This window comes from Streptomyces sp. NPDC006384 (assembly GCF_042870695.1).
In the GTDB taxonomy this organism is placed as follows: domain Bacteria; phylum Actinomycetota; class Actinomycetes; order Streptomycetales; family Streptomycetaceae; genus Streptomyces.
In genome coordinates this window covers 407514-426605 of the sequence record NZ_JBIAHR010000002.1, presented here as the reverse complement: position 1 = coordinate 426605, position 19092 = coordinate 407514, and the positions used below count along the sequence as shown (strand labels likewise).

15 protein-coding genes are annotated in these 19092 nt (G+C 72.4%); 11 read left to right on the top strand and 4 right to left on the bottom strand.

Annotated elements, in window-relative coordinates; genetic code table 11:
* Positions 1–30: 30 nt before the first annotated feature.
* Positions 31–537, bottom strand: a complete 507-nt coding sequence (locus ACFYOJ_RS04010) for a MarR family transcriptional regulator (protein WP_356550759.1) — start codon at positions 535–537, stop codon at positions 31–33.
* Positions 538–699: 162 nt separating this feature from the next.
* Here ACFYOJ_RS04010 and ilvA point away from each other — a divergent pair, with 162 nt between their 5' ends.
* From ilvA to ACFYOJ_RS03995, 3 genes are all read left to right on the top strand, one after another.
* Positions 700–1929, top strand: coding sequence for a threonine ammonia-lyase (gene ilvA, locus ACFYOJ_RS04005; RefSeq protein WP_356550757.1), 1230 nt, complete (start codon positions 700–702; stop codon positions 1927–1929).
* A 297-nt stretch (positions 1930–2226) separates the two neighbouring features.
* A complete protein-coding gene (locus ACFYOJ_RS04000; protein WP_356550755.1) occupies positions 2227–3234 on the top strand; it encodes an ATP-binding cassette domain-containing protein in 1008 nt (335 codons plus the stop codon).
* Complete coding sequence (locus ACFYOJ_RS03995) at positions 3231–4088, top strand: ABC transporter permease (protein ID WP_356550753.1); 858 nt, start codon at positions 3231–3233, stop codon at positions 4086–4088. The genes ACFYOJ_RS04000 and ACFYOJ_RS03995 overlap by 4 nt, the downstream gene beginning before the upstream one ends.
* Positions 4089–4208: 120 nt before the next feature.
* On the opposite strand, the gene greA is transcribed toward ACFYOJ_RS03995, so the two are convergent.
* Together greA and ACFYOJ_RS03985 are read right to left on the bottom strand one after the other, a co-directional pair.
* Entirely contained in the window at positions 4209–4706 is a 498-nt protein-coding gene (gene greA / locus ACFYOJ_RS03990; protein WP_356550752.1) for a transcription elongation factor GreA, read from the bottom strand.
* Positions 4707–4898: 192 nt separating this feature from the next.
* Positions 4899–5297 (bottom strand): DUF4307 domain-containing protein, encoded by a 399-nt coding sequence (locus ACFYOJ_RS03985; RefSeq protein ID WP_356550751.1) that lies wholly within the window; start codon positions 5295–5297, stop codon positions 4899–4901.
* A gap of 214 nt (positions 5298–5511) precedes the next feature.
* Between ACFYOJ_RS03985 and mca the strand changes: the two genes are divergently transcribed.
* Complete coding sequence (gene mca, locus ACFYOJ_RS03980; protein WP_356550749.1) at positions 5512–6393, top strand: mycothiol conjugate amidase Mca; 882 nt, start codon at positions 5512–5514, stop codon at positions 6391–6393.
* Positions 6386–6646: a hypothetical protein gene (locus ACFYOJ_RS03975; protein WP_356550747.1), complete on the top strand. Its 261-nt coding sequence runs from the start codon at positions 6386–6388 to the stop codon at positions 6644–6646. The genes mca and ACFYOJ_RS03975 overlap by 8 nt, the downstream gene beginning before the upstream one ends.
* 327 nt (positions 6647–6973) lie before the next feature.
* Here ACFYOJ_RS03975 and ACFYOJ_RS03970 read toward each other — a convergent pair whose 3' ends face one another.
* Positions 6974–10180, bottom strand: a complete 3207-nt coding sequence (locus tag ACFYOJ_RS03970) for a tetratricopeptide repeat protein (protein WP_356550745.1) — start codon at positions 10178–10180, stop codon at positions 6974–6976.
* Positions 10181–10834: 654 nt separating this feature from the next.
* Between ACFYOJ_RS03970 and ACFYOJ_RS03965 the strand changes: the two genes are divergently transcribed.
* From ACFYOJ_RS03965 to ACFYOJ_RS03940, 6 genes are all read left to right on the top strand, one after another.
* Positions 10835–12376 (top strand): FAD binding domain-containing protein, encoded by a 1542-nt coding sequence (locus ACFYOJ_RS03965; RefSeq protein WP_356550744.1) that lies wholly within the window; start codon positions 10835–10837, stop codon positions 12374–12376.
* The gene (gene xdhB, locus ACFYOJ_RS03960) at positions 12373–14790 is read left to right on the top strand and encodes a xanthine dehydrogenase molybdopterin binding subunit (protein WP_356550742.1); all 2418 of its coding nucleotides are present in this window, start codon (positions 12373–12375) and stop codon (positions 14788–14790) included. The genes ACFYOJ_RS03965 and xdhB overlap by 4 nt, the downstream gene beginning before the upstream one ends.
* A 1-nt stretch (position 14791) precedes the next feature.
* The gene (gene xdhC / locus ACFYOJ_RS03955; protein ID WP_356550741.1) at positions 14792–15601 is read left to right on the top strand and encodes a xanthine dehydrogenase accessory protein XdhC; all 810 of its coding nucleotides are present in this window, start codon (positions 14792–14794) and stop codon (positions 15599–15601) included.
* A 240-nt stretch (positions 15602–15841) separates the two neighbouring features.
* The gene (locus ACFYOJ_RS03950) at positions 15842–16345 is read left to right on the top strand and encodes a nucleoside deaminase (protein WP_356550739.1); all 504 of its coding nucleotides are present in this window, start codon (positions 15842–15844) and stop codon (positions 16343–16345) included.
* Between the two features lie 449 nt (positions 16346–16794).
* On the top strand, positions 16795–17238 hold the full coding sequence (locus ACFYOJ_RS03945; protein WP_356550737.1) for a hypothetical protein: 444 nt from the start codon (positions 16795–16797) through the stop codon (positions 17236–17238).
* Between the two features lie 9 nt (positions 17239–17247).
* Entirely contained in the window at positions 17248–19074 is a 1827-nt protein-coding gene (locus ACFYOJ_RS03940) for an alpha/beta hydrolase (RefSeq protein ID WP_356550735.1), read from the top strand.
* Positions 19075–19092: the final 18 nt, after the last annotated feature.

Sequence of the window (19092 nt, the reverse complement as noted above, 5' to 3'; positions counted from 1 at the left end):
CGGGAGGGGCCGGCGGGGCCGGGGGGCGGTTCAGGAGGACGGCGGCGACGCCGGCCCCGTCGCGTTCTGCGGGGCCATGCGGGCGGACAGGGCGCTGTTGAAGCGCGTGAGGAGTGCGCAGAACGCCTCCCGCTCCTCCGGCGCCCAGTCGTGGGTCAGTTCGGCCATCAGCCGGCGCCGGGAGGACCGCACCTCGTTCAGCCGCGCCTCGCCGCGCGGGGAGAGCTGGAGCACCACGGCGCGTCCGTCCTCGGGGTGCGAGGTCCGCTTGACGAGTCCGGTCTCGACGAGCGGGGCCACCTGCCGGGTGACGGTCGAGGAGTCGATCCCCATGCTCGAGGCGAGGGCCTTGACGCCCATCGGGCCCTCTTTGTCGAGGCGGCTGAGGAGCAGATAGGCGGCGCGGTCCATGGAGTTGCGGACCTGCCCCACCCCGCCGAGCCGGGTCTGTTCCGCGCGGCGGGCGAAGAGCGCCACCTCGTGCTGGAGGGTCTCGAGAAGACCGGTGTCACCGGCGGTCGTCATGTCCATCGACATTCCAGGTGTTGTGGGCACGGCCGGGAGCTCACTTCGTGGAGGGCTGCTGATTGGGGGAAAGGGTACGCGGCCGGGCGGTGAGACGTACCGGCCCGGGGGAAAGCGGGTCTCGGAGGTTGGTCACGACGGTCGCCGGAGAGCGTGAACTGCGATGCTGGAGCGATGAGCTACAGCACGGCCGCCGCTGTCCGCCCCGTCACCCTCGATGATGTGCGCGGGGCCCGGAAGATGCTCTCGGGTGTGGCGCGGGTGACGGCGATGGAGGGCAGCCGGTACCTGTCGCGGCTGGTCGGGGCGCCGGTCCACCTCAAGTGCGAGAACCTCCAGCGGACGGGCTCGTTCAAGCTGCGCGGCGCCTACGTCCGTATCGCCGGGCTGCTGCCCGAGGAGCGGGCCGCCGGTGTGGTCGCGGCCAGCGCGGGCAACCACGCGCAGGGGGTGGCGCTGGCGTCCTCGCTGCTCGGCGTCCACGCGACGGTGTTCATGCCGAAGGGCGCCCCGCTGCCGAAGATCAGCGCCACCCGGGACTACGGCGCCGAGGTGCGCCTGCACGGCCAGGTGGTCGACGAGACGCTGGCTGCCGCCCAGGAGTACGCGGAGCGCACGGGCGCGGTCTTCATCCACCCCTTCGACCACCCCGACGTCATCGCCGGCCAGGGCACGGTCGGGCTGGAGATCCTGGAGCAGTGCCCCGAGGTGCGGACCGTGGTGGTCGGCATCGGCGGGGGCGGGCTGGTGGCCGGGACCGCGGTCGCGGTGAAGGGGATCCGGCCGGACGTGCGGATCGTGGGCGTGCAGGCGGAGGGCGCGGCGGCGTATCCGCCCTCGCTCGCCGCGGGGCGGCCGGTGGCCGTGCGCAATCCGGTGACGATGGCCGACGGCATCAAGGTGGGGCGGCCCGGTGACGTGCCGTTCGGGATCGTCGGCGAGCTGGTGGACGAGGTCCGCACGGTCTCCGAGGACGAGCTGTCCGCCGCGCTGCTGCTGTGCCTGGAGCGGGCCAAGCTGGTGGTGGAGCCGGCCGGGGCGAGCCCGGTGGCGGCGCTGATGAGCGACCCGGGTGCCTTCGAGGGGCCGGTGGTGGCGGTGCTGTCCGGGGGCAACGTGGACCCGGTGCTGATGCAGGGCGTGCTGCGGCACGGCATGGCCGCGCAGGGCCGCTACCTGGCGGTCCGGCTGCGGCTCACGGACCGGCCGGGCGCTCTCGCGACGCTGCTGGGAGTGCTGTCGGTGGTGGACGCGAACGTGCTGGACGTCAGCCATGTGCGGACCGACCCGCGGCTCGGCCTCACGGAGGCGGAGGTCGAGCTGCACCTGGAGACGAAGGGGCCGGAGCACTGTGCCGAGGTCGGCCGGGCGCTGCGGGAGGCGGGGTACCGCGTCATCGGCTGAGCGGGCCCCGGTCCCTTGGGCCCGTGGATCTCGTGCGTCACTCGTTCGAGGAAACCCATTGTGAGACGCGATACATCGCGTTACTGTGTGTCCTGTGCCACTCGGGGCCGCCTCGGCTCTCCTTCGGTCCGCCTTCCGGTCCGCCTTCCGGTCTGCCCTCCGGCTCGCCGTCCGGGTGCGTCCCGGCCCCCGGTGGTACGCATGCTGCGGCTTGCCGGGAGACCGGCAAAAGGAGAAGCGGAGAAAACCGCGCGCTCCTACGCTTTCCGAAGAATCCCCGACGACGTGGAGACTCATATGCCAGGCGCCATCTATGCCGAAGGCCTGGTGAAGACCTTCGGTGACGTAAGGGCTCTGGACGGCGTCGACCTCGACGTACCCGAAGGCACGGTCCTCGGCCTGCTCGGGCCGAACGGCGCGGGAAAGACGACCGCCGTGCGCTGTCTCACGACCCTGCTGCGCCCCGACAGCGGCAAGGCGGTCGTCGCGGGCATCGACGTGCTCAGGCAGCCCAACGAGGTACGGCGCTCCATCGGCCTCTCCGGCCAGTTCGCGGCGGTCGACGAGTACCTGACCGGCCGGGAGAACCTCCAGATGGTCGGCCGGCTCTACCAGATGCGGGCCGGGGCCGCGAAGGCCCGGGCCGCCGAGCTGCTCGAACAGTTCCATCTCACCGAGGCCGCCGACCGCCCCACGAAGACGTACTCCGGAGGCATGCGCCGCCGGCTGGACCTGGCGGCCGCCCTGGTCGTCTCCCCGCCCGTCATGTTCATGGACGAGCCGACGACGGGCCTGGACCCGCGCAACCGCCAGGAGCTGTGGGAGGTCATCAAACAGCTCGTCGCCGGCGGGACGACCCTGCTGCTGACCACGCAGTACCTGGAGGAGGCCGACCACCTCGCGCACGACATCGCGGTCGTCGACCACGGGCGCGTCATCGCCCGCGGCACCTCCGACCAGCTCAAGGCCCGCACCGGGGGAGAGCGCGTCGAGATCGTCGTCCGCGACCGCGACCGCATGGGCACGGCCGCCGAGGTGCTCGCCGGGTTCGGCAAGGGCTCGCCCGCCGTCGAGGAGCACACCCGCAAGATCACCGTCCCCGTCAGCGGCGGCGCGAAGCTGCTCGCCGAGATCATCCGCGCACTCGACGCGCGCGGCATCGAGCTGGACGACGTCGGTCTGCGCCGCCCCACCCTCGACGACGTCTTCCTCTCCCTCACCGGCCATGTGGCCGAGGGCGGGAAGGAGACGGACGCCCCGGCCCGGGAAGCCGCCGGCCGACAGGACAAGGAGTCCGCCAAGTGAACACCGCCACCGATTCCGCGCACGCCGCGTCGCCCGTGGGCTCCCTCGGCCAGTCCGTGCGGGACTCCCTGGTCATCACCCGCAGGAACCTGATCCGGATGACCAGGATCCCGGAGATGGTCCTGTTCGGGGTCATCCAGCCGGTGATGTTCGTGGTCCTGTTCACGTACGTCTTCGGCGGTTCGATGAAGATCGGGAACAGCACCGACCCGGGCGTCTACAAGGACTTCCTGATGGCGGGCATCTTCGCCCAGACCGTCACGTTCGCCACCGCCGGATCGGCCGCCGGTATCGCCGACGACATGCAGAAGGGCATCGTCGACCGCTTCCGTTCCCTGCCCATGGCGCGGGGCGCGGTGCTCACCGGGCGGACGGTCGCCGACCTCGTGCAGACGTCGATCACCCTGCTCGTCCTCGCGGCCGTCGCCCTGATCGTGGGCTGGCGCACCGGCTCCGCGTCCCCGACCAGCGCCGGGGAGATCCTGGCGGGCTTCGTCCTGCTGCTGCTCCTGGGGTACGCCTTCACCTGGATCGGGGCCCTGATCGGCCTCTCCGTGCGCACTCCGGAGGCGGCGACCTCGGGCGGGATCATCTGGCTGTTCCCCGTGACGTTCGTGTCGAACGCCTTCGTGGACTCCGGCCAGATGACGCCCTGGCTCCGGCACATCGCCGAATGGAATCCGTTCAGCGCCACGGTGCAGGCCTGCCGGGAGCTGTTCGGCAACCCGGGCGTCGTGCAGTCCGACGCCTGGCCCATGCAGCACCCCGTCTGGGCCTCGGTGATCTGGTCCGTCCTGATCATCGCGGTCTTCCGGACACTGGCGGTGCGCAAGTACCGCTCCGCCGACGGCTGATCTCCGCGGTGATCCTCTCCCCGGTGATCCTCCCGGGACGACGAAACCCCCGGCGTCACCGGGACACCGGGGGCTCGTTCCGAGGACGGGCGGCCGTACGCACCGGCCGGGCCCGGCGGGTCAGCCGCTGTACGGCTCGGCCTTGAGGATCCTGACGGAGGCCTTCTTGCCGTTGGGCAGCTCGTACTCTGCGTCCTCGCCGACCTTGTGGCCGTTGACGCCGGAGCCCAGAGGGGACTGCGGCGAATAGGTCTCGATGTCCGAGCTCGCGTACTCGCGCGAGGCGAGCAGGAAGGTCAGCGTGTCGTCCTCGTCGCCGTCGAAGGCGATCGTGACGACCATGCCGGGGGCCACCACGCCGTCCGCGGCGGGGGGCTCGCCCACCTTGGCGCTCTCGAGCAGCTGGGTCAGCTGGCGCACACGGAGCTCCTGCTTGCCCTGCTCCTCCTTGGCCGCGTGGTACCCGCCGTTCTCGCGCAGGTCCCCCTCCTCGCGCGCCGCGGCGATCTTGGCAGAGATCTCGGTGCGCGCGGGACCAGTAAGGTACGCAAGCTCCTCCTTGAGCTTGTTGTACGCCTCCTGGGTCAGCCAGGTGACGTTCTCGCTGGTCTGGGTCACAGGTGCTCCTCGTCGGTGCTGGGAATACAAAGCAACGCCCTACCCAGAAGGATGTTCCTCCACGGGAGGGCGAAACCACGAGCCTAACAATTCAGGGGCGAAAGAGGGAGGACATAAGCCACCAGATTTCCGTCGGCGCAGGTCAGCGCGGAAAGGACCCCGGGGGTGTCACGGGTGGTGCCACGGGGGCTGTCACTCCGCGTGGCAGCCGAGCAGCTCGGCCGAGGTGCCGCGGGCCTTCGTGCGCAGGGTGACGACCTTGTCGATGCGCGTCGCGTCCCCGCCGAAGCGGAAGTCGGCCCGGCCGACCTCCCCGCCGTCCTCCGCCTGGGAGCGCAGCGTGCAGTAGCCGGAGGCACCGGCGTCCTTGCGGACCTCCAGATGCACCTGCACCGCGTCCTCGCCGATGTCGAAACCGATCACCTCGGCGCTGATCTTGTTCTGGCCGACGTAGTGGTAGCCGAACCAGCCGAGCACCACGAGCGCCACGGCACCGAGCACGGCGCCGACGACCTTGAGGGTGCGATCGGCCCGCTCGTCCGAGGAACGGCCGTAGCGGCCTTCGGGCGCTCTCGTGGTCGCCGTACTCATGATCGTCCTCTCGGCGGGAGCGGAACGGATGTCCCGACAGGGGCCCCGGGGACCGTTCCTGCCGGACCCCGGAATTATTCGCCCCCCGATTCGGTCACTATAGAAGCCGCCCACCCGTCACCCGACCGCCGCCCCCGACCGACGACGCCCCCACGGGGCGGCACCCACTGGACCGCGCCACCGCACAGGGCGCCGACTGACCGAGGATTGAGTCTTGACTGACCAGCTGCGACTGATGGCCGTGCACGCCCACCCCGACGACGAGTCGAGCAAGGGCGCGGCCACCATGGCGAAGTACGTGTCCGAAGGGGTGGACGTGCTGGTGGTGACCTGCACGGGCGGCGAGCGCGGTTCCATCCTCAACCCGAAGCTGCAGGGCGACCCGTACATCGAGGAGAACATCCACGAGGTGCGCAGGAAGGAGATGGACGAGGCCCGGGAGATCCTGGGCGTCAAGCAGGAGTGGCTCGGTTTCGTCGACTCCGGCCTGCCCGAGGGCGACCCGCTGCCGCCGCTGCCGGAGGGCTGCTTCGCCCTGGAGGACGTCGACAAGGCGGCCGGTGAGCTGGTGCGGAAGATCCGCTCCTTCCGCCCCCAGGTGATCACCACCTACGACGAGAACGGCGGCTACCCGCACCCCGACCACATCATGACCCACAAGATCACGATGGTGGCCTTCGAGGGCGCGGCCGACACCGAGAAGTACCCGGAGAGCGAGTACGGCCCGGCGTACCAGCCGCTGAAGGTGTACTACAACCAGGGATTCAACCGTCCCCGCACCGAGGCGCTGCACAACGCGATGCTGGAGCGCGGCCTGGAGTCGCCCTACGGGGACTGGCTCAAGCGCTGGTCGGAGTTCGAGCGCAAGGAGCGCACGCTCACCACGCACGTGCCCTGCGCCGACTTCTTCGAGGTCCGCGACAGGGCGCTGATCGCGCACGCCACGCAGATCGACCCGGACGGCGGATGGTTCCGGGTGCCGATGGAGGTCCAGAAGGAGGTCTGGCCCACCGAGGAGTACGAGCTCGCGAAGTCCCTCGTGGACACCTCCCTCCCCGAGGACGACCTCTTCGCGGGCATCCGGGACAATGCCTGACATGAGCGCAAGCGCAAGCCTGGCAATGACGCACCTGGTCACCCTCGCCGAACTGGACGAGGACAAGGTCACCCCCGGCGTCCTCGGCTTCATCGTCTTCGCGGTGTTGGCCTTGGCGGTGTGGGGTCTGATGAAGTCCATGAACCGGCACATGGGCAGGGTCGACTTCAAGGAGGCCCCGGACCCGGAGGCGGACGCCTCCGCCGGCGGCGCGGGCAGGACCGCCGGCCGGGTCGGTCCGCAGCAGGGCTGACCCCCGGACGCACGTACACCCGGCAGCGCGGAAGGCGGACCGGCCCGGCCCGGCCGGCGACACCACCGCCCCGCGCCGCCGGGCCGGCGCCGACCGCTGCGCCGCCCACCGACGCCGGGCTCACGCCCCGCCCTGCCGCTCCCTCCGCGGCGACGGCGCACGCGCCCGGCCCGCCGCCCTCCCGTGGCGTCGGTTCACCTCGGTCCTGCCGTCCCTGCGGCGACGGCGGTCCGTGCCGGGCCCTGTCACCGTCCCGGTGGCGCAGGCCCATGCACCGGCCTGCCGGTGCCCGCCCCGGTGCCCCGCCGCCCCGCAGCCCCGGTGTCCTCAGTGTTCCGTCGGTACCTCCACGCCCATGACCTCGCGTGCGTGCCGGCTCGGGACCATGCCCAGGCGCCAGGCCTGCCAGCCCTCCTCCAGCCGCACGCCCCGCTCCAGCAGCAGCCGGTACGCCTCCGCGTACTCGTCCAGCTTCGGGTCCCGGGCCGGATGCCGGGCGCGGGACAGCTGGGCCAGCTCCTCCTGCGCCACCGCCGTCCCGACCTCGACCCCGCCGGGGGCGGCGTACGGCAGCAGCGTGCAGCGCAGGAAGCGCGCCCAGTCCTCGCCCCGCCGGTCGCCGTACGAGGCGAACAGCGCGGCCGCCTCGTCGCACAGCGCGAGCGCCTGCGGCGTACGGGCGTTGCCCGCGTCCACGACGGCCAGCTCCAGGCAGGTCCACGCCTCGCCGTGGCCGACGCCGATGCGCCGGAAGTCGGCGCGGGCGTCCACGAGGAGCTGGCGGGCGAAGCCGGAGTTCCTGAGCGAGCCCGTCCGCGCGGCCCGCTGGTCCCGCGTGACCCGCGCCGAATGGTGCCGGGCGCAGGCCAGCCCGTACACGTCCCGCATCCGCGAGAACATCGTGCGGGAGCGCTCCAGCTCACGGACGGCCTGGTCCAGATCGCCCGTCTCCTCCAGCGCCTGGCCGATGTAGTAGACCGTCCACGCCTCGCCGCGCGCGTCCTCGTTCTCCCGGTGCCGGGCCGCGGCCTGCCGCAGCTCCGCCACCGCCTCCAAGGCGTCGCCGTTCACCAGCCGGGCCCGCGCCAGCTGGGTCAGCGCCCAGGCCTCGCCACGCGCGTCCCGGGTGCGCCCGTACAGCTCCAGGGCCTTGTGCAGATCCGCCTCGGCCCCCGGTACGTCGCCCATCCGCAGCCGCAGCTGGCCGAGCTGGAAGTGGGCCCAGGCCTGGCCGTGCACCGACTCGCCCGCGCGGTGCAGCACCAGCGACTCGGTGAGCAGGTCCATGGCCTCCGCGAGCCGTGCCCGGTCCCGCTGCACCGCCGCCAGCGCGTGCAGCGTCCACGCCCGGTCCGTGGCCAGCGCGGGCGAGGCCTGCAGATCCAGCGCCTCCCGCAGTCTCGCCGCCGCCTCGGCCAGATTGCCCTGGTGGTGCAGGGTGATGCCCAGCGAACACAGGGCGCGCGCCGCCCCCGCGTCGTGATGGGCATCCCGGTAGAGGCCGACCACCGAGGTGAGCGTCGTGCGGGCCTTGTCCAGCTCGCCGAGCTGCCGGGCCGCGATACCGGTGCGCCACTGCACCGAGCGCACCAGCAGCCCCTGGTCCACGGAGTGCGCCAGGTCGCTGATCTCGCCCAGCCGGTACAGGTCGCCGCGCAGCAGGCAGTAGTCGCACAGCGCGCCCAGCAGGTTCAGCACCGCGCCCTGGTCGACGCCGTCCGCGTGCCGCAGCGTCGCCGTGATGAAACTCGACTCGTCGTCCAGCCAGTGCAGCGCCTCGTCCAGGGACGTGAAGCCGTGCTGCCCGAAGCGGTCCGAGCGCGTCGACACGTTGCCGTCGACCAGGCGGAGCACCGAGTCGGCCAGCTCGGCGTAGTTGGCGATCAGCCGCTCCTGCGCCGCCGCCCGCTCGCCGGGCTCCTCCTCGTCGGCGAGGCGGGCCCGGGCGAAGTCCCGCACCACGTCGTGCAGCCGGTAGCGGCTGCCCCGCACATGGTCGATCAGCCCCGCCCGCGACAGCGCCGCCAGCTGCCGTGCCGCCTCGGCCTCGTCGGTGGCCAGCAGGGCGGCGGCAGCGGCGGCGCCCAGCGAGGTGCGCCCGGCCAGCGCGAGGCGCCGCAGCAGCCGCCGGGCCGGCTCGGGCTGGTCGGTGTAGCGCAGCCACAGGGCACGCTCGGCCGGTTCCACCGGCCCGTAGGCGCCCAGGTCACCGGCGAGGGCGCGCGGCGAGCGCGGGCCCAGCGACGAGCCGGCGATGCGCAGCGCCAGCGGCAGCCCGCCGCACAGCTCCCGGATCCGGTCGGCGGACTCGGCGTCGTAGGGCCCCGTGGCGCCCTGGGCGACGGCGTCCAGCAGCTCCTCGGCGCCGGCCGCGTCCAGCGGCTCCACCGGCAGCCGGAAGACCCGCGCGGGCAGGTCGGGCGGCAGGTCCAGCGGCTCCCGCGCGGTGACCAGCACCAGGCTGTCCGACCGTTCGGGCACCAGCGCGCGCACCTGCCCGGGGTCCGAGGCGTCGTCCAGGACGACGGTGACCGGCACGCCCGTCAGATGCTGGTGGTACAGCTCGCTCAGCCGCCTGACCTGCTGGTCCGCCGAGGACCGCTCCCGGAACAGCAACTGCTCGCGCGGCGCCCCGAGCCGGTTCAGCAGATGCAGCAGGGCGTCCCGGGTGGACAGCGGCGGCTCGCCCCCGGGCGAGGCGCCGCCGCGCAGATCGACCACGCAGGCCCCGCGGAAGTGGTCCCGCAGCTCATGGGCGGCGCGCACCGCGAGTGCCGTACGGCCGCTGCCGGGCGCCCCGTGCAGCACGACGACCGTCGGCCTGGTCTCCGTGCTCGCGCGGGCCTCCCGCACCCACTGCCGCAGCAGCGCCAGCTCCCGGCGCCGCCCCGCGAAGACGCCCTCCGGCCGCGGCAGGTGCGCGAACGACTGCTCCAGCACACTGCGCCCACGGGCCGCCGCGCTCTTGTCGGCGCCCCGCAGCCTCGGCCCCGTCTTCTTCGGCCCGGTGGACGCGGCGAGCACCCGCTGCTGGTCCAGGAACGGCCGGATGCCCCGCACCTCCAGCGCGGTGAGCCACTGCAGCCGCAGCTGCTCGGGCCCGCCCGGCTGGCTCATCGCACCGGCCCGGTGGTGCGCGGCCGGCAGGTGCGACCCGGCCACCTTGACGACGGTCGCCGCCGCGCCGGCGACGCCCGCGGTCACGCCCGCGGTGACCGCCGTGCCCGCGCCGGTGCCGAGCACCATGTCGGCGACGACCGCGGCGAGGGCCGCCACCGCGGCCACCAGCAGGGGAGTGCCGGCGCCCTCCTGGGCGTAACGCCGGCGGAAGGTGAGCTGACCGGCCGACGCCTCGTCCAGGGCGCGGACGTAGGCCTCGTACTCCTCGGCGGCGGTCGCCGCCATCGCGTCGAGCGCCCCGCGCGCCCGTGACAGCAGCACGGCGCCGTCCGTGCGTCCGCCCGAGCGCCGCACCTCCTCCTCCACGGCCCGCGCCAGCAGCCGCTCGGCCTCCGCCCGATGACCGTCCCGCATGTCGCGCCCCCTCCGGCGGCATCCGTGTCACCCCGGTTCCCCCAGACCCCGCTGGGACTCTCCCGGCCCGCCCCCGGGTCCTTCCCCGGTTGCGCGCCGGTCAAATGTCCCGCGCCGGAACGACCTCGGGAAGATCCGGAGCGACCTCGGGAAGATCCGGTGCGACCCCGGGAAGAAGCGGGCGCCCCACCGGCCGCCGCCCGGCCCGCCCGCGACCGCCGGGAGCACGGCCGTCCGAATATCGGCTGCACACCCCTTGACCGCGGTGACCGCAGCCACTAATTTGCGGGGGAAGCTGACCCATAAACCTGAAAGGAGGCGACCGGCGGATGTGCAAGAACTCTGATCTGGGTCGCCTCGCCCGCAGCACGGTCTGGGTTTCGGGCAGGGTCGCGCACGGCTGCTGAGTACGCCGTTCCCTGTGCCGGTGTGCGGCACATTCCGGGGGATCCCCCTTTTTTCTCGTACTTTTCCACCGCTCCCGGCATGCCTTCGTCCGCGTGCCGACGCGCGGTCCTGCGCCCGCTTTCCTCTGCGCGGCGCGTCCGAAAACGGAAAGCCGCCCGAGCACAGAAAGCTGCCCGAATTGGCGAACATGGCGAAGAAGACGAAAATGATGAATCGGTCCGTCCCGAGCCGGAACGAAGGCATGTCATGACGGAGGCACGCACCACGGGGGCACAGGCCACGGGGACACACGTCACAGAAGCGCACCCCACGGAGGCACGCGTCACGGTCAACGGGAGGGAAACCCCCGTCGCACCGGCCGCGCCCCACACCACCGTGCTGGACTTCCTGCGCGAACGCGGCCTCACCGGGGCCAAGGAGGGCTGCGCCGAGGGCGAGTGCGGAGCCTGTTCGGTACTGGTGGCACGCCCCGGGGTGAACAAGCCCACCGACTGGGTGGCGGTCAACGCCTGCCTGCTCCCGGTCGCGGGGCTCGACGGCCAGGAGATCGTCACCGCCGAGGGCCTCGCCCCCGCCGGGGACCCCGGCACCCCGCCCGCCCTGCACCCCGTGCAGGAGGAGATGGCGGCCCGCGGCGGCTCCCAGTGCGGCTACTGCACGCCGGGCTTCGTCTGCAGCATGGCAGCCGAGTACTACCGGCCCGACCGCTGCGCGCACGAGAACCCGGCCGACGGCGCCACCGACGGCCACGGCCCCGACGCCGAACACGGCCCCAACGGCTTCGACCTGCACGCGCTCAGCGGCAACCTGTGCCGCTGCACCGGCTACCGCCCCATCCGCGACGCCGCCTTCGCCGTCGGCACGCCCGCCGAGGACGACGCGCTGGCACAGCGCCGCGAACAGGCCCCGCCCGCACCGGCCGCCACCGAGTACGCACAGGGCGGCAGCGTCTTCCTGCGCAGGAACACCCTGGCCGAGACGCTGCGGCTGCTGCGCGAGCGGCCCGACGCGGTGGTGGTCGCCGGCAGCACCGACTGGGGAGTGGAGGTCAACCTCCGCGCCCGCCGCGCCGACTGCGTCGTCGCCGTCGACCGGCTGCCCGAAATGCGGGAACTGCGCGTCGGACCCGACGCCGTCGAGATCGGGGCGGCGCTCACGCTCACCGAGATCGAACGCCGCCTCGACGGCACCGTCCCGCTGCTGGCCGACCTCTTCCCGCAGTTCGCCTCCCGGCTCATCCGCAACAGCGCGACCCTGGGCGGCAACCTGGGCACCGGCTCGCCCATCGGCGACAGCCCGCCGGTGCTGCTCGCGCTAGAGGCGTCGGTGGTCCTCGCCGACGCCGACGGCGAACGCGAGGTCCCGCTGGCCGACTACTTCACCGGCTACCGGCAGAGCGTGCGCCGCCCCGGCGAACTGATCCGCGCGGTGCGCGTCCCACTGCCGCTCTCCCCGCTCACGGCCTTCCACAAGATCGCCAAGCGCCGCTTCGACGACATCTCCAGCGTCGCCGTCGCCTTCGCGCTCGACATCGACGCGGGCGTCGTCCGCAAGGCGCGCATCGGCCTGGGCGGCGTGGCCGCCACCCCGGTCCGCGCGCTCGCCACCGAGGCGGCCCTGGAGGGCAGGCCCTGGTCGCAGGAGACCGCCGAGGACGCGGCCCGCGTCCTGCGGGGCGAGGGCACACCGCTGGACGACCACCGCGCCAGCGCCCTCTACCGCTCCGCGATGCTCGGCCAGAGCCTGCTGAAGCTGTACGCACAGACCACCGAGGCGGTGCCGTCATGAGCCACCTGTCCGAACGCCCCGAGAAGCCGCTGGTCGGCCTCTCGGTGCCCCACGAGAGCGCCGTCCAGCACGTCACCGGCACCGCGCTCTACACCGACGACCTGGTCCACCGCACCAAGGACGTGCTGCACGCCCACCCCGTCCAGGTCATGAAGGCCCACGGCCGGATCACCGCGCTGCGCACCGCGCCCGCGCTCGCCGTGCCCGGCGTGGTGCGGGTCCTGACCAAGGCCGACGTGCCCGGCGTCAACGACGCCGGCATGAAGCACGACGAGCCGCTCTTCCCCGACGAGGTCATGTTCCACGGCCACGCCGTCGCCTGGGTGCTCGGCGAGACCCTGGAGGCGGCCCGGCTCGGCGCGGCGGCCGTCGAGGTGGAACTCGAGGAACTGCCGTCCCTGATCACGCTGCAGGACGCGATGGCAGCGGACAGCTACCACGGTGCCCGGCCCATGATGGTGACCGGCGACGTCGACGCGGGCTTCGCCGACTCCGCGCACGTGTTCACCGGCGAGTTCCAGTTCTCCGGCCAGGAGCACTTCTACCTCGAGACGCACGCGGCGCTCGCCCAGGTCGACGAGAACGGACAGGTCTTCGTCCAGAGCAGCACCCAGCACCCCTCGGAGACCCAGGAGATCGTCGCGCACGTCCTCGGCGTGCCCGCCCACGAGGTCACCGTGCAGTGCCTGCGCATGGGCGGCGGCTTCGGCGGCAAAGAGATGCAGCCGCACGGCTTCGCCGCCGTCGCCGCGCTCGGCGCCAAGCTCACCGGCCGCCCCGTCCGGTTCCGGCTCAACCGCACCCAGGACCTGACCATGTCCGGCAAGCGGCACGGCTTCCACGCCGCCTGGCGGATCGGCTTCGACGCCGACGGCCGCATCCAGGCCCTGGACGCCACCCTCACCGCCGACGGCGGCTGGAGCCTGGACCTGTCCGAACCGGTGCTGGCCCGCGCCCTGTGCCACATCGACAACACCTACTGGATCCCCAACGCCCGCGTCGCCGGCCGCATCGCGAAGACCCACACGGTCTCCAACACCGCCTTCCGCGGCTTCGGCGGACCGCAGGGCATGCTGGTCATCGAGGACATCCTGGGCCGCTGCGCGCCGCGGCTCGGCCTGGACCCGATGGAGCTGCGGGAACGCAACTTCTACCGGCCCGGCCAGGGCCAGACCACGCCGTACGGGCAGCCGGTCACCCAGGCCGAGCGGATCACCACCGTCTGGCGGCAGGTCCAGGAGAACGCCGGCGTCGCCGACCGCCGGCGCGAGATCGCCGCCTTCAACGCCGCCCACCCGCACACCAAGCGGGCCCTCGCGGTCACCGGCATCAAGTTCGGCATCTCCTTCAACCTCACCGCCTTCAACCAGGGCGGCGCACTGGTGCTGATCTACAAGGACGGCTCGGTCCTCATCAACCACGGCGGCACCGAGATGGGCCAGGGCCTGCACACCAAGATGCTGCAGGTGGCCGCGACCACCCTCGGCATCCCGCTGCACAAGGTGCGCCTCGCCCCGACCCGCACCGACAAGGTCCCCAACACCTCGGCCACCGCCGCCAGTTCCGGCACCGACCTCAACGGCGGCGCGATCAAGAACGCCTGCGAGCAGCTGCGGGAACGGCTGCTCCAGGTGGCCGCCACCCAGCTCGGCGCGAACCCCTCCGACGTACGCATCGTCGAGGGCGTCGCCCGCGCCCTCGGCAGCGACAGGGAGCTGGCCTGGGACGACCTGGTGCGCACCGCGTACTTCCAGCGGGTGCAGCTGTCGGCGGCCGGCTTCTACCGCACCGAGGGGCTGCACTGGGACGCGAAGACCTTCCGGGGCTCCCCGTTCAAGTACTTCGCCCACGGCGCCGCCGCCACCGAGGTGGAGGTCGACGGCTTCACCGGCGCCTACCGCATCCGGCGGGTGGACATCGTGCACGACGTCGGCGACAGCATCTCCCCGATGATCGACATCGGCCAGGTCGAGGGCGGCTTCGTGCAGGGCGCGGGCTGGCTGACCCTGGAGGACCTGCGCTGGGACACCGGCGACGGACCGGGCCGCGGCCGGCTGCTGACCCAGGCCGCCAGCACCTACAAGCTGCCGAGCTTCTCCGAGATGCCCGAGGAGTTCCACGTCCACCTGCTGGAGAACGCCACCGAGGAAGGCGCCGTCTACGGCTCCAAGGCGGTCGGCGAGCCCCCGCTGATGCTGGCGTTCTCGGTGCGCGAGGCGCTGCGGCAGGCCGCCGCCGCCTTCGGACCGGACGGCGTCGGCGTCGAACTGGCCTCGCCCGCGACACCGGAGGCGGTGTACTGGGCGATCCAGGCGGCCCGGCAGAGCGGCGCCCCTGGGAACGGCCGGGACCGTAGGACGGACGCCGCCGGCGGCACGGCCCGTACCGGCGCCGAAGCGCTGAGCGGTGCCTGACATGACGTGGGTCGCCGCGGTCGCGCGGCTGCGGGCACGCCGGGAACCCGGCGTGCTGGTGACCGTCGCGGCCGTGCGCGGCCACGCACCGCGGGACGCCGGCGCGAAACTCGTCGTCGGACGCGACGCGATGTGGGGCTCGATCGGCGGCGGCAACGTCGAGGCCGTCGCCGTCGACCGCGCCCGGGAGATGATCGCCGCCGCCGAGACGGCACCGGAGCTGATGGACTTCGCCCTGAACGACAAGGTGACCAACCGGCACGGCGTGCAGTGCTGCGGCGGCACCGTCTCGGTCCTGCTCGAACCGCTGCCCGTGGTACGGGCGGTGGCGGTCTTCGGCGTCGGCCACGTCGGCCTGGAACTGGCCCGCGTCCTGGCCCGCCACGACCTCGACCTCCACCTCGTCGACAGCCGGGCCGACCTCCTCACCGAGGAACGGCTCGGCGTACTGGACGACGCGGTCGCACAGGTGCACGTGCACCACACGCCGCTGCTGCCGGAGGAGGTGCTGGACGGCCTGCCGCCCGGCACCCACGTCCTGATCATGACCCACGACCACGCCGAGGACGCCGCCCTGTGCGACGCCGCCCTGCGCGCACCCCACCTCGGCTCCATCGGCCTGATCGGGTCGGCGGCCAAGTGGGCCCGCTTCCGCAAGGTCCTCACCACCGAGGGCGGACACGACGAGACCGCCGTCGCCCGGATCAAGACGCCGATCGGACTGCCCGGCATCACCGGGAAGGACCCCGCGACCATCGCCGTGAGCGTCGCGGCCGACCTGCTGCGCACCTTCGAGACCGAGGGCTCCTGATCCTGTTGCCGCTCCCCGGCCCGCCTCGTCGCTTCCGGGGTTCACAGCCGCGCCCGGCTTTGTAGGAGTCCACGAAGGACCGCCCCGATCCCGCGCGTTGTTCATGCCTTCGGCCGCTGGCCGGTGGCGGCCGGCGGCCTGTGTACTGCCCGTACGCGTCACACCACCGGTGAGGCGCCGCACCGCGCCTCTCCTCCCCGGGGCACCCGCAGGCCACCCACCCACGACCAAGGGAGCACCATGACCACCCACACCGCCGGGACCGTCCTCCACGAGTCCGAGCGCGCCTGGATGGAGCGGGCCGTCCAGCTGGCCACCACCAGCGTCGAGAACGGCGGCGGCCCCTTCGGTGCCCTCGTCGCCAAGGGGGACGGCATCGTGGCCCTCGGCAACAACCAGGTCACCGCCCACCTCGACCCCACCGCGCACGCCGAGGTCAGCGCCATCCGCGCCGCCTGCAAGGAGCTGGGCACCTTCAGCCTGGAGGGCTGCACCCTCGTCACGTCCTGCGAGCCCTGCCCGATGTGCCTGGCCTCCGCCCTGTGGGCCCGCGCCGACCGGATCGTCTACTGCGCCGACCGCGACGACGCCGCCGCGGCCGGCTTCGACGACCGCGCGTTCTACGACCTGTTCGAGAAGCGGCCCCAGGCGGCGTGGCCGATGACCGTCACCCACCTCGACCTGCCCGAACGCACCCGCCCCTTCGACGCCTGGCTCGCCAAGAGCGACCGCGTCGCCTACTGACCCGGCACCCGGGCCGGCCCGGGTGCCCCGGCCGGCCCGGACCCCTGCCCCGGTCCGCCCGTCCCTGCCCCGGTCCGCCCGTCCCCGCCCCGGACCGGACGGCCCCCCGGTCCGGCCGGTGCGCCGGGACAGCCGTCAAGGCCTGGGCGATGCGGGCAGCGGTCCACGAGTCACCGGAACGGGTGATTCAGTCCCCCTCTTGATGGGGGCCACCGCTGGTGCCGAACCGAGGGCCCCAGCATCCTGACCGACCGGCCGAGCGGTACACCCCAGCTGTCCCGGCCTCCGGCGGCCGGGTCCCGTCCGAGTACGCGTACCCAGAGGAGTCGGTGGCCGATACCGATGGCCCGGGCATAAGGGACCATTACTGTGCGCTCCTGACATCTGCAACTACGCGGCCGTACGTACTCGTACACGTCCGCTCGGCGGAGCACGGCAGGGGGCCACGCATGGCGTGGGAGGAATGGGAGCAGTTGAAGGCCCGGGCGGCCGAACGCGGCGGCGCGCGGCTGCAGTCGGACCAGTTACCGGCCGGCCGGGGTGGCAGTACCGGTGACCTCGTCTCGGACAGGCCGGCCTGGAACAGGGCCGGCGAGGACATCGGGGCGCTGCGCGAGGACATCGGCAAGGCCGTGGCGAGACTCAGGGACAGCCAGGCGGGCCTGGGCGGCGGCACCGGCTGCCTGACAGCCGCCGCCCAGAAAGACGTCCACAGCTCCTGGGAGGCCTACGTCGGAAAGGTCGGCGGGCGCTGCGGAAAGCTTTCGGACCTGCTGGTGAAGGCCGGCAGCGAGCAGCTGAAAACGGACCAGGCGGTCGAGGCCGAGATCGCGAAGCTCGTGGTGGCGTACGCGGACACGCCGCCCGTCGGCGGCCGGTACATGGGGCGGTGAGCGGACGTCATGGACCTCGCGACGCTCAAGGCCCTCAGGCCGGCCGAGTACGCCGAAGCGGCCGACGGCTATCGCAGCGCCTCCGGCATGGCGAGCACGGTCAAGGACCGCATCGACAACCGGACGGCGGCCGCCATGAGGAGCCGCCTGAAGGGCAAGGCCGCCACCGCCGCGGACAGGCAACTGGGGGAACTGAGCCGGAACTTCCACTACATCCAGGTGCAGTGTGGCCTCGTGAGCACCGCTCTGGAGGCGTTCTCGTACGAGATGGAAGCCGCCAAGCGGAAACTCGACACGGCCCTGGCGGAAGCCGATGCGGCCGGTCTCACCGTGAACCCGGACGGATCGGTCACCTACCCGCCCGGCGGCGAGAAGGGCAAGGACGGCAAGGTCCCCGACGGCGGCACTGTGAACGGCCTGACGGACAGCACGGCCTCGGCCGTCGGACGGCAGGCCGCCAACTTCGACCCCAACCCCCACCACCGCCTCGCCCAGGACTGCGCCGACCTGATCGCCACCGCCCTCAAGGAAGCCACCGAAGCCGACGAGAAGTGGGCACCGAAGCTGCGGGCCCTCAAGGCCGACGACGACCTCACCGTCTCCGACGCGGACTGGTCCGACACCGCCTCCGACATGACCGGTGTCCGCACGGCGGGCAGGGAATACCTCGCCACCCTGCCGCAACCCCCGAAGGAAGGCACTCCCGAAGAGAACGCCGAGTGGTGGAAGAACCTCGGCCCGGAAGACCGAGCCGCGTGGATTTCCCTGCGCCCCGCAACCGTGGGCGGGCTCGACGGGCTACCTGCCACGGTGCGGGACGAGGCCAACCGCATCGTGCTCGACACCACGCGGGGCGCGATGCGGATGGAGCTGAACTCGATCCCGAAGCCTCCCGCCAACGAGTGGACGTGGATCACCGCCGGCCCGTATCCGACCAAGGCGCACACCGATGAGTGGAGGGAATGGCACAGAAAGTACGGCGACCGGTACGACCACCTCACCAAGTCACTCGCCGGGATGGAGAGCATCCAGAAACGCTTCGACTCGACCGGCATGACCGACGTCCGGGGCCTTAAAAGCCTGCCCCCGGCATACCTCCTCGGATTCAGTGCCGAAGGCAACGGTCGCGCGATCATCGCCAGCGGCAACCCGGACACAGCCCGACACCAGGCCGTCTACGTGCCGGGAACGACGTCGAACCTGAGCAACATCGGCGGCAACATGGATCGGATGACCGCCACGTGGCACGTCGCTTCCGACGAGTCCGGCGGGCAGCCCGTCTCCACCATCACATGGCTCGGTTACGACGCCCCGCAGGACATCGTCAGGGACTCGCCGTTCAGGCACTACGCAGATGACGGCGCACCCGCCTTCAACCGCTTCCTCGAAGGTCTGGAAGCCTCCCATACGGGCGAGACCACGCCGCATCGCACCGTGATCGGACACTCGTACGGCACGACGCTCGTCGGCTCGGCGGCCGACCACGGCACGCTGAACGCGGACGACGTGATCACCGTGGGAAGCCCGGGTGTCACGGTGGCCGAGGCGGAGGAACTGGACGTCCCCAAGGGCCATGCATGGAACGAGGAGGCGGACGGGGACATCGTTCCGGACATCGGCCGCTTCGGCCATGGTGGCACCGACTGGGACGGCCCCTGGTCCGTGCCCAGCGACGAACGTTTCGGCGCCAAGCAGATGACCACGGACACGGAAGGGCACAGCGGTTACTGGGACGAAGGATCCCAGAGTCTGCGCAACCAGGCCCTTGTGGTGGCCGGACACGGGGAGGACGCAAAGCTGAAGAAGCCGACTCCGACGTGGAAGTACACGCGTTAGAAAGAGCGAGGCCTGCCA

Bases quoted from the DNA above. Each gene is read 5' to 3' on its own strand.
- ACFYOJ_RS04010 (WP_356550759.1), bottom strand. From the start codon at position 537: ATGTCGATGGACATGACGACCGCCGGTGACACCGGTCTTCTCGAGACC.
- ilvA (WP_356550757.1), top strand. From the start codon at position 700: ATGAGCTACAGCACGGCCGCCGCTGTCCGCCCCGTCACCCTCGATGAT.
- ACFYOJ_RS04000 (WP_356550755.1), top strand. From the start codon at position 2,227: ATGCCAGGCGCCATCTATGCCGAAGGCCTGGTGAAGACCTTCGGTGAC.
- ACFYOJ_RS03985 (WP_356550751.1), bottom strand. From the start codon at position 5,297: ATGAGTACGGCGACCACGAGAGCGCCCGAAGGCCGCTACGGCCGTTCC.
- ACFYOJ_RS03975 (WP_356550747.1), top strand. From the start codon at position 6,386: ATGCCTGACATGAGCGCAAGCGCAAGCCTGGCAATGACGCACCTGGTC.
- ACFYOJ_RS03970 (WP_356550745.1), bottom strand. From the start codon at position 10,180: ATGCGGGACGGTCATCGGGCGGAGGCCGAGCGGCTGCTGGCGCGGGCC.
- ACFYOJ_RS03965 (WP_356550744.1), top strand. From the start codon at position 10,835: ATGACGGAGGCACGCACCACGGGGGCACAGGCCACGGGGACACACGTC.
- xdhB (WP_356550742.1), top strand. From the start codon at position 12,373: ATGAGCCACCTGTCCGAACGCCCCGAGAAGCCGCTGGTCGGCCTCTCG.
- xdhC (WP_356550741.1), top strand. From the start codon at position 14,792: ATGACGTGGGTCGCCGCGGTCGCGCGGCTGCGGGCACGCCGGGAACCC.
- ACFYOJ_RS03950 (WP_356550739.1), top strand. From the start codon at position 15,842: ATGACCACCCACACCGCCGGGACCGTCCTCCACGAGTCCGAGCGCGCC.
- ACFYOJ_RS03945 (WP_356550737.1), top strand. From the start codon at position 16,795: ATGGCGTGGGAGGAATGGGAGCAGTTGAAGGCCCGGGCGGCCGAACGC.
- ACFYOJ_RS03940 (WP_356550735.1), top strand. From the start codon at position 17,248: ATGGACCTCGCGACGCTCAAGGCCCTCAGGCCGGCCGAGTACGCCGAA.